Origin of the sequence: Planktotalea sp. (genome assembly GCF_050633725.1) — a bacterium.
Classification (GTDB): Bacteria; Pseudomonadota; Alphaproteobacteria; order Rhodobacterales; family Rhodobacteraceae; genus Planktotalea.
The window spans coordinates 91,424-99,629 of sequence record NZ_JBOEHB010000018.1; the positions used below are offsets into that span (position 1 = coordinate 91,424).

Annotated in this window: 10 protein-coding genes and 1 pseudogene; 3 read left to right on the plus strand and 8 right to left on the minus strand. The window is 52.7% G+C overall.

Features of this window, described 5'->3' with window-relative positions; all coding sequences use genetic code 11:
• A partial coding sequence (rpsS, locus tag ACRBCU_RS14750) for a 30S ribosomal protein S19 (RefSeq protein WP_431366150.1) occupies positions 1–222 on the minus strand: 222 nt, incomplete at its 3' end.
• A gap of 3 nt (positions 223–225) precedes the next feature.
• Positions 226–1,068, minus strand: a complete 843-nt coding sequence (gene rplB / locus ACRBCU_RS14755; RefSeq protein WP_348498046.1) for a 50S ribosomal protein L2 — start codon at positions 1,066–1,068, stop codon at positions 226–228.
• A 277-nt stretch (positions 1,069–1,345) separates the two neighbouring features.
• Between rplB and ACRBCU_RS14760 the strand changes: the two genes are divergently transcribed.
• Together ACRBCU_RS14760 and ACRBCU_RS14765 are read left to right on the plus strand one after the other, a co-directional pair.
• Positions 1,346–2,416 carry a DUF2806 domain-containing protein gene (locus tag ACRBCU_RS14760; RefSeq protein WP_431366151.1) on the plus strand — a complete coding sequence of 357 codons (1,071 nt, stop codon included), beginning with the start codon at positions 1,346–1,348 and terminating at the stop codon, positions 2,414–2,416.
• 432 nt (positions 2,417–2,848) lie between these two features.
• Positions 2,849–3,781: an FkbM family methyltransferase gene (locus tag ACRBCU_RS14765; protein ID WP_431366152.1), complete on the plus strand. Its 933-nt coding sequence runs from the start codon at positions 2,849–2,851 to the stop codon at positions 3,779–3,781.
• 245 nt (positions 3,782–4,026) lie between these two features.
• Here the strand turns inward: ACRBCU_RS14765 and ACRBCU_RS14770 are convergent, their stop codons facing one another.
• Positions 4,027–4,395 (minus strand): hypothetical protein, encoded by a 369-nt coding sequence (locus ACRBCU_RS14770; protein WP_431366153.1) that lies wholly within the window; start codon positions 4,393–4,395, stop codon positions 4,027–4,029.
• Between the two features lie 252 nt (positions 4,396–4,647).
• Here ACRBCU_RS14770 and ACRBCU_RS14775 point away from each other — a divergent pair, with 252 nt between their 5' ends.
• Complete coding sequence (locus ACRBCU_RS14775) at positions 4,648–5,121, plus strand: phosphoribosyl-AMP cyclohydrolase (protein WP_431366154.1); 474 nt, start codon at positions 4,648–4,650, stop codon at positions 5,119–5,121.
• A gap of 78 nt (positions 5,122–5,199) precedes the next feature.
• On the opposite strand, the gene ACRBCU_RS14780 is transcribed toward ACRBCU_RS14775, so the two are convergent.
• The 5 genes and pseudogenes from ACRBCU_RS14780 to tuf form a co-directional block, all read right to left on the minus strand.
• Entirely contained in the window at positions 5,200–5,496 is a 297-nt protein-coding gene (locus ACRBCU_RS14780) for a 50S ribosomal protein L23 (RefSeq protein ID WP_431366155.1), read from the minus strand.
• Positions 5,493–6,110 (minus strand): 50S ribosomal protein L4, encoded by a 618-nt coding sequence (rplD, locus tag ACRBCU_RS14785; RefSeq protein WP_431366156.1) that lies wholly within the window; start codon positions 6,108–6,110, stop codon positions 5,493–5,495. The genes ACRBCU_RS14780 and rplD overlap by 4 nt, the downstream gene beginning before the upstream one ends.
• Complete coding sequence (rplC, locus tag ACRBCU_RS14790; protein WP_431366157.1) at positions 6,107–6,832, minus strand: 50S ribosomal protein L3; 726 nt, start codon at positions 6,830–6,832, stop codon at positions 6,107–6,109. The genes rplD and rplC overlap by 4 nt, the downstream gene beginning before the upstream one ends.
• A gap of 15 nt (positions 6,833–6,847) precedes the next feature.
• Positions 6,848–7,159, minus strand: coding sequence for a 30S ribosomal protein S10 (gene rpsJ / locus ACRBCU_RS14795; protein WP_040776025.1), 312 nt, complete (start codon positions 7,157–7,159; stop codon positions 6,848–6,850).
• A gap of 802 nt (positions 7,160–7,961) precedes the next feature.
• A pseudogene (tuf, locus tag ACRBCU_RS14800) lies at positions 7,962–8,206 on the minus strand (elongation factor Tu); the annotation flags it as partial.

An 8,206-nucleotide genomic window follows, 5' to 3' on the forward strand; every position in this document is an offset into this window, starting at 1 on the left:
ATATTCACCGAACTTCTGACCGATCATGTCTTCTGTGACGTTTACTGTTACGTGCTTCTGGCCGTTGTAAACACCGAACGTCAGTCCAACGAACTGAGGCAGGATGGTGCTACGACGAGACCAAATCTTGATAACTTCATTGCGACCGCTTTCACGTGTCGCTTCGGCCTTCTTGAGGACATATGCGTCCACGAAAGGGCCTTTCCAAACAGAGCGAGACATTAATTAGCGTCCCTTCTTCTTGGCGTGGCGCGAGCGGATAATAAGCTTTTGCGACGCTTTGTTCTTGTTGCGAGTACGCGCACCCTTTGTTGGCTTACCCCAAGGAGTAACCGGGTGACGACCACCAGAGGTACGACCTTCACCACCACCGTGTGGGTGATCGATCGGGTTCATAACGACACCACGAACACTTGGGCGGATGCCCTTGTGACGCATGCGGCCCGCTTTACCGTAGTTCTGGTTGGAGTTGTCTGGGTTAGATACCGCGCCAACTGTTGCCATGCATTCCTGACGCACCAAGCGAAGTTCGCCGGAGGACAGACGGATCTGCGCGTAACCACCGTCACGACCTACGAACTGAGCGTAAGTACCAGCGGAACGAGCGATCTGACCACCTTTACCAGGCTTCAGCTCGATGTTGTGAATGATTGTACCGATTGGCATGCCAGAGAACGGCATTGCGTTGCCCGGCTTGATGTCTGCCTTTGCCGCAGAGATCACTTTGTCACCGACAGCTACACGCTGAGGGGCAAGGATATACGCCTGCTCGCCGTCATCGTATTTGATGAGCGCGATAAAGGCTGTGCGGTTAGGGTCATATTCAATACGTTCGATTGTCGCGGCAACATCCATTTTGTTGCGGCGGAAATCAACGATACGATAGAGGCGTTTCGCCCCACCACCACGACGTCGTGATGTAATGCGTCCGGTGTTGTTCCGGCCACCCGATTTCGTCAAACCCTCTGTAAGGGATTTAACGGGGCGTCCTTTGTACAACTCCGAACGGTCGATCAGCACCAGCCCACGCTGGCCCGGCGTCGTCGGTTTATACGACTTGAGTGCCATGCTTTGGTCTTCCGTTTTGATGTCTCTTGTGCCCGATTGTGGCCCAAGCGACGATTAAAGCCCCCTCTTTGTTAGCAAGAGGTGACCAAGTTGAGGCCCCCGTAGGTGCCCGATTAGACGTCCGCCCGATGTTTTGAGCAAACAACAACAAAGCCCCAGACGAATCTGGGGCTGTGCCGATGGGGTCTCTTAGGGGGTTGGGGGGTGAGGGTCAAGTGGTTGCATTGGCACTTTTACACTGCGAAACTCTCTTAGCAACGCGGCTTAGGAGCACCTTTTGGATTACCCTGGTGAAAAAGTTCTTATTCGTCTTCTTGACTTACTGCAAACTGGCGCAGGGGGCATATTTGGTCCATGGCAGGAACAAAGGATTGGGCTAGCACGTACAAAAGCACGTATTGCTGAGCGGCTATTGCTAGAACAGGCTGAGATAGACGTTGCTGAATTGAGAAGTGGCCGCAAGAAGATCGATAGAACAAGCGGCCTTTTGATCGAAAACTCCCCAGCTCCTCTACTATTAACTGGGCCAATTGAAGAAGACACATACAATCAAACTCTTTCAAACGAGTTAACTAGTGAATTTGCCGTTTCCGCCACTTCTACAGCTCGCGCCAACGAAATCCAGCAAGCAATTAATCTGAAACGAATATCGCTATTTGCAGAAGAAGCTGCTGAAGAGATGGATGCCGATGTTTCGCAAACAAGCGCCGACGGAGCAGTCGACCCTGATTGGTTCTCAAAGTGGAGAATTTCAGCTCAAAATGTTTCTCGGGAAGAAATGCAAAGGCTCTGGGCAAAACTGTTGGCAGGAGAGGTTAATCAGCCTGGAAAATTTTCTATGCGAGCTATGGAATATCTATCAAATATGTCCGTTGACGAAGCAGACTTACTGGCAAAAATCGGTCCCTTTGTAACAAATGGCGGGATCATAAAGCTAGACAATAAGTTCCTGGAGAACAAAGGCATTACCTTCTCCGATCTGCTAACGCTAGAGGAATTGGCTCTAATAAGTTCAGCATCTTCGCTGGGCGGTATAAGCTATAAGTTTGGCTCTACTGAGCATAAAGGGGAACATTTAGCCCACATTCTTTGTCATGACTCGGTTTTGGAAGTTAAGATGAAGCAAATAAAGGATGAAACACCTGAACTTACTTTCGCAGTAATAAACGTTACAAGAACCGCTATCGAAATCCTTTCTTTAGCGGACTTCGAAATCGACGAGCAGTATCTAACGGAGGTCGCAGAGAAAGCCGTCAAAAAAGGAGCCGACAAAGTACAGCTTGGTCGTCTCCATACAAACAGAAAAAACTACGATCTAATCCGCACATTAGCGACATCGGATGCGTAGAAATGCCTGTCCAAGAGTCGTTTGTGAACATTTCATGTTTTCTTTTTCGATATTCCGACCCTATGACGCCGAACCCAGTGTGGGCGCTCCACGTTTAAACGGCGCACTAAATACCAGCAAAACCCGAACAACCGATCCTCTGGGATTGAAACGTCAGCAAAAGCGCCGTGCCTGACTTTGCGAAGTACAACAAAACAAAAGACCAGCCTCCGACCGCGGGTGGGGGGGGTGAAGCCCCCGCCCAAGGGGGCGGTCGGGGGCTGGTCGGCTGCGCCTCCCGAAGAAACAGGCGTTTGGAGCGGCTCCGCCCAAACAGGTGAAAGCTCTACACGGCGCGTCAAAGATCACCCATAGCGGCAACTCTCTAGGCAAAGGCAAGTCGTTGATTTAGACCTCAGACACCTCGCCTGTATTTGTTAAGGAATTATAGACGTGCCGCTCATTATCAAACTGCCCAAGAACAAGCTCTACCTCAAAAACCAAGGCCCTTATAAATCTCACCTCAACGTGCTGGACCGCAAACAAACGGCGGTTCAGCGCCAGCTTCGCCGTGGCGGGCTCGGCTCGTTCGAGCGCGACTTTCAGGCCTCTCTCCTCGCGCTTTGTGAAACTACAATGGCGCCTCTGTCCTTTTACGATATCGGCGCGCACATTGGTCTGTATTCCGCGCTGATCGCCACTATTTTCCACAAGCAGTCCCCACAAATCGTTGCGTTTGAACCGACGCCCGACACGTTTGCCCAAACCATCAATCTACGAGACAAAAACGCGCTCGAATACGAGGTTTTGCAGTCAGCAATCTCTGACAGTTGCGGCACGGTGGACCTCTATATTTCTGGCAAAGCAGAGACTTCAAACTCGCTCAATGCAAGCTTTCGTAACAGCGATGAAGCAGTGCAGGTTCCGGTCGTCACAATCGATCAGCTCGTGAAAGAGGGCCTCGCGGCGCCGACGATCATGAAGATCGACGTTGAGACTTTTGAAGCCAATGTGTTGCGTGGTGCCTTGGAGACCATCAAAGCCCACAAACCGATCTTTACCCTAGAAATTCTTAGCAAAGTTGAACGCCAACCGATGCAAGACGTGCTGGGCCAGATTGGCGCGCTTGGGTATGTTTTCTATCGCGTCGAGAAGCGTAACAAACATTGGGTGAAGTCGAGCGCTGATGAGGTCATGGCCAAAACATCGAGTGCCAAACCTGACTGGATTTGCGTGCACGACGATCTTCCCTCCGGTTTTCTTGCGGCCCGCACACGTTGGAAAAACAGGTTAACGGAATGCACTGAAGCCACGAATGCGCTGGTCCCTGGTGGGCAGGCTATTCCAGAAAAGTATCTTGGTTCTTATGGCCCCTCAAAAGGGTGAGCCGCCTTTATCGAGTACATCTGTTACGAAACGGAGTTACGGGCAGAGTTTCTGAACCCTCGGCAGAAATATCATCCCGCCATTTGCCATCGCTGCCTTCTCCCCCTGTCGATCTGGTGGAGTTCGATGGCAGCGCTTAGCGGATTGTGAGGTTTGTTTTCTCCAGTCGGGCATATTCGATTTCACATCGGCGACGTTCAATCACACCATGGCACATCGCGCGGGGTCCGCTTTGATTTGAGCCTTCAGAAGTGCGCCTTGGGCTCGTCCGGTTTACCAGCAGCCAGCGCCAAAACACCGCCAAGCAAACAGAAGCCAATTGGGAACATAGTGAAGACGCCAAAGCCAAATGCGAAGTACATAAGCGCAGTGGCAACCAGCAAAAGACCCCCACCCCAGAGCGCACGGATACGCGCCATCGCGCCGCCCGCGATCGCCAACAGTGGCGCGAGGAAGCTCGCGGTGCGGACAAGCGCTTCGTTATCAAAGGTGCCAAAGACCTCGCCCACGTCCGCATTGGCGCGCACGATCTCGGTATAACCATAGCCGAAAAAGCCTATCACCATAGCGATCAACCCGCCGATAATCCCCAATACCAATGCTGCGTTGCGCATGTTTTAGCTCCGTTTGTGCTCAATAGACTTAAGAGGTGAGGCGCGCCGGTTTCAAGTCGTGTCGTGCAGTGACTTTGTGCAGAAAACTCCCCCTTGAATGAATTGCGCGGAAATCGAGTAAGCAAAACTGTTTTGGCCGCCCTTGAAGGCGAGATATCCGTGCCCAAACGACACAAGATACTTGCAGTGCGCCGCAGGCACGCTAGATACATGCGCGACCAAATGAGATTCAAACTTATCAAGGAGACCCCTATGCCAATCACTCAAGACGATCTGAACACGGCTCGCAAAGCATGGGGCGATGCCTTGGTCGCGATTTCTAAGGCTTTTGAAGAGGGCGGCATTGATGCGGCGCGCGCGTTGGCGAGCGATGTGTTGGACGCGGCCTATGGCTACAACCTCGGCCCTGTTCTGTTCAAACCCACTTTGAGCGGCGGTGCGCAGACGTTCCGAACGACCAAGGACGGCGCTCTGTCTTATTTCGTTGCGCATGACGACACCTATCCAAACGACACCGGCTTTGCGATCCAGGGCTGGCGCGATGTGCGCTTTGAAGAGGCGGCGAACTTTGTTGAGGGTGACGTTGCGATGTGGATGGGCTGGGCCTTTTTCACGGACAAAGATGGCAACACGACCAAAGCGGATAAAACATTCGGCTACAAGCTTGATGCAGATGGTACGATGCGCGTCGTGTTGCACCACTCCTCCCTGCCCTACGCGCCTTAAGCTCGGCAACATTCCAAACCATGAAACGCAAAAAGGCCCGCTGCAAGAGCGGGCCTTTTCGTTTTTCAAGTCTGAGATTTACAGACCAGTTGTCACGTCGATTGTATTGCCCTCTTCGAGCGTTACATAGGCTTTCTTCACGTCTTTACGTGTGCCGAGCTGGCCGCGGAAGCGCTTGGATTTACCTTTAGTGATCGTCGTGTTGACCGCTTTGACCTTTACACCAAAGAGAGCTTCAACAGCTTCTTTGATCATTGGCTTGTTGCTGTCGATTGCCACTTCAAACACAACCGCGCCGTTTTCGGACGCCATTGTTGCTTTTTCAGTGATGATCGGCTTGCGGATCACATCATAGTGCTTAGCTGCTGCGCTCATTTCAAACGTGCCTCCAATGCTTCGACGCCCGCCTTTGTGATGACAAGTGTATCACGCTTGAGGATGTCATAGACGTTTGCGCCCATGGACGGCAGAACATCGAGACCTTCGATGTTACGTGCTGCTTGCGCGAAGTCTTCGTTCACGCTTGCGCCGTCGATGATAAGTGCGCGTTTCCAACCCAATGCAGAAACCTGCTTGGCCAAAGCTGCAGTTTTCATTGCACCAGCGGCTTCATCAATCACGACGAGTTCGCCAGCTTTCGCCTTAGCGGACAGAGCGTGCTTGAGACCCAATGCACGAACCTTCTTAGGAAGATCGTGACCGTGGGAGCGAACGACTGGGCCTTTGTATACACCACCACCGCGGAAGATCGGAGCAGAGCGAGCACCGTGACGTGCGCCGCCAGTACCTTTCTGACGATAGATCTTCTTTGTGGAGTACTTCACTTCAGAGCGCGTCTTTACCTTGTGGGTGCCAGCCTGCGCGTTGTTGCGCTGCCAACGGACCACACGGTGCAGAATGTCTGCGCGTGGCTCAAGGCCGAACAGAGCCTCGTCCAGGTCAACAGAACCGGCTTTGCCGCCGTCCAGTTTGATTACATCTAGTTTCATGCTTCACCGCCTTCTGCAGGTGCTTCTTCGGCAGGTGCCTCAGTTGCTGCAGATTTAAGAGCCGCAGGGAAAGGAACGCCGTCTGGCAGTTTCTTTTTCACAGCGTCTTTTACTGTGACCCAGCCGCCTTTGGAGCCTGGTACCGCGCCTTTGATCATGATCAGGCCGCGATCTGCGTCAGTCTTAACGACTTCGAGGTTCTGCGTTGTCACGCGGGCTGCACCCATGTGACCGGCCATTTTCTTGCCTTTGAAAACCTTACCGGGATCCTGACACTGACCTGTTGAACCGTGCGAGCGGTGTGAGATGGAAACACCGTGTGTCGCGCGAAGACCGCCGAAGTTGTGACGCTTCATAGCACCCGCGAAACCTTTACCGATGGATGTGCCGGACACGTCCACTTTCTGGCCTTCGAGGTAGTGCTCGGCAGAAATCTCTTCGCCCACGCCAATGAGGTTATCCTCAGAAACACGGAACTCAGCGACTTTACGCTTCGGAGCAACTTTCGCCGCTGCGAAGTGACCGCGCATAGCTTGGGAAGTACGCTTGGCTTTTGCTGTGCCTGCACCGAGCTGAACCGCTGTGTAGCCGTCCTTCTCATCTGTACGCTGTGCAACAACCTGAAGCGCGTCGAGTTGGAGAACGGTCACAGGGATCTGCTTGCCGTCTTCCATGAAAAGCCGGGTCATGCCGACTTTCTTTGCAATGATTCCAGAGCGCATCTGTGTGATACTCCCTTAAACCTTGATCTCGACATCCACACCAGCAGCGAGGTCGAGCTTCATCAGCGCGTCAACGGTCTGGGGGGTCGGATCAATGATGTCTAGCATACGCTTGTGCGTGCGAACTTCCCACTGGTCGCGGGATTTCTTGTTCACGTGAGGCGAGCTCAGAACGGTGAATTTTTCGATTTTGTTCGGCAAAGGGATCGGGCCGCGTACGTCTGCGCCTGTCCGTTTTGCTGTATTGACGATTTCCTGAGTGCTCGCATCGAGTACACGGTAATCAAACGCCTTAAGGCGAATGCGGATGGTTTGGCTCGCGGCCATAATCATCACCCCTGTCTACAGGGTTAAGATCGGAGAGGAAGATAGCGGCTCATCCACCACCCTCATCGCGTCTGTATGTACCATATGAAAAGGGCACGCGTTGAGCGCACCCTTCTCGGTAGCGCGCGTATAGGCTGAGTCGGGAGAGTTGGCAAGAGAAATTGAGTGATCTTCTTACATACCTGATATAGCTATGACTAATCGCATTGGGCGGGAAAGTAAGCCCACAATTGAAAGCGCCAGATCGAACCGGAAAAGTGTTTTTTGTCGGCTTTTTCTTGATAATCTTCGGATTGTCCGAACCTACATCAATCACCCCGATTTCACTTCTGCTATCGTCGCTCCTGTTACTATTCGTTTGGTTTTCAAGTGAGATAACTGGCCTCATAAAGTCGCTGTTTTCGAAACGTTAGTTGGTTCAGTTAAGCTCTCGCTATGTTTGTCATGATTCCGAGGCTACGAACTCGTTTGACGCACAGTCAAAAAGTTAGCGTCGCATGATCCGCCCTCCAAACGGCGCCCGCAGCTGGTGGATTGATTGCTTCGAGACGCCCCTATGAGCAAAGCAGCGCACCTCTTGTTTGGCCGCACCGCTAGATGCTTTCGGTAAGGTGCGTGGTAACCACGCACCTTACGAGTATGAGCGTAGAAAACGGAAAACGGCACCCGGATTTCTCAGGGTGCCGTTTGAAATTGTTTGTCGTTGGTCCTCGCCTAGGTGGAGAGGAGTGGGTTCTCTACGTGTTTTGCTGCGCAAAAACGTATGCCACCCACCGTTTACGTCCGCGAAGCGGTCGTAAACTTACTCAGTGATTGCAGACACAACGCCCGCGCCAACTGTACGGCCGCCTTCGCGGATCGCGAAGCGCAGGCCTTGCTCCATCGCGATTGGCGCGATCAGCTCAACGTTGAACTTCAGGTTGTCGCCTGGCATCACCATTTCTGTACCGCTCGGAAGCTCAACTGTGCCCGTAACGTCTGTCGTACGGAAGTAGAACTGTGGACGGTAGTTCGCAAAGAACGGCGTGTGACGGCCACCCTCGTCCT

Bases quoted from the DNA above. Each gene is read 5' to 3' on its own strand.
- rplB (WP_348498046.1), bottom strand. From the start codon at position 1,068: ATGGCACTCAAGTCGTATAAACCGACGACGCCGGGCCAGCGTGGGCTG.
- ACRBCU_RS14780 (WP_431366155.1), bottom strand. From the start codon at position 5,496: ATGAGCGCAGCAGCTAAGCACTATGATGTGATCCGCAAGCCGATCATC.
- ACRBCU_RS14770 (WP_431366153.1), bottom strand. From the start codon at position 4,395: ATGCGCAACGCAGCATTGGTATTGGGGATTATCGGCGGGTTGATCGCT.
- rplC (WP_431366157.1), bottom strand. From the start codon at position 6,832: ATGCGCTCTGGAATCATTGCAAAGAAAGTCGGCATGACCCGGCTTTTC.
- ACRBCU_RS14775 (WP_431366154.1), top strand. From the start codon at position 4,648: ATGCCAATCACTCAAGACGATCTGAACACGGCTCGCAAAGCATGGGGC.
- rplD (WP_431366156.1), bottom strand. From the start codon at position 6,110: ATGAAACTAGATGTAATCAAACTGGACGGCGGCAAAGCCGGTTCTGTT.
- rpsJ (WP_040776025.1), bottom strand. From the start codon at position 7,159: ATGGCCGCGAGCCAAACCATCCGCATTCGCCTTAAGGCGTTTGATTAC.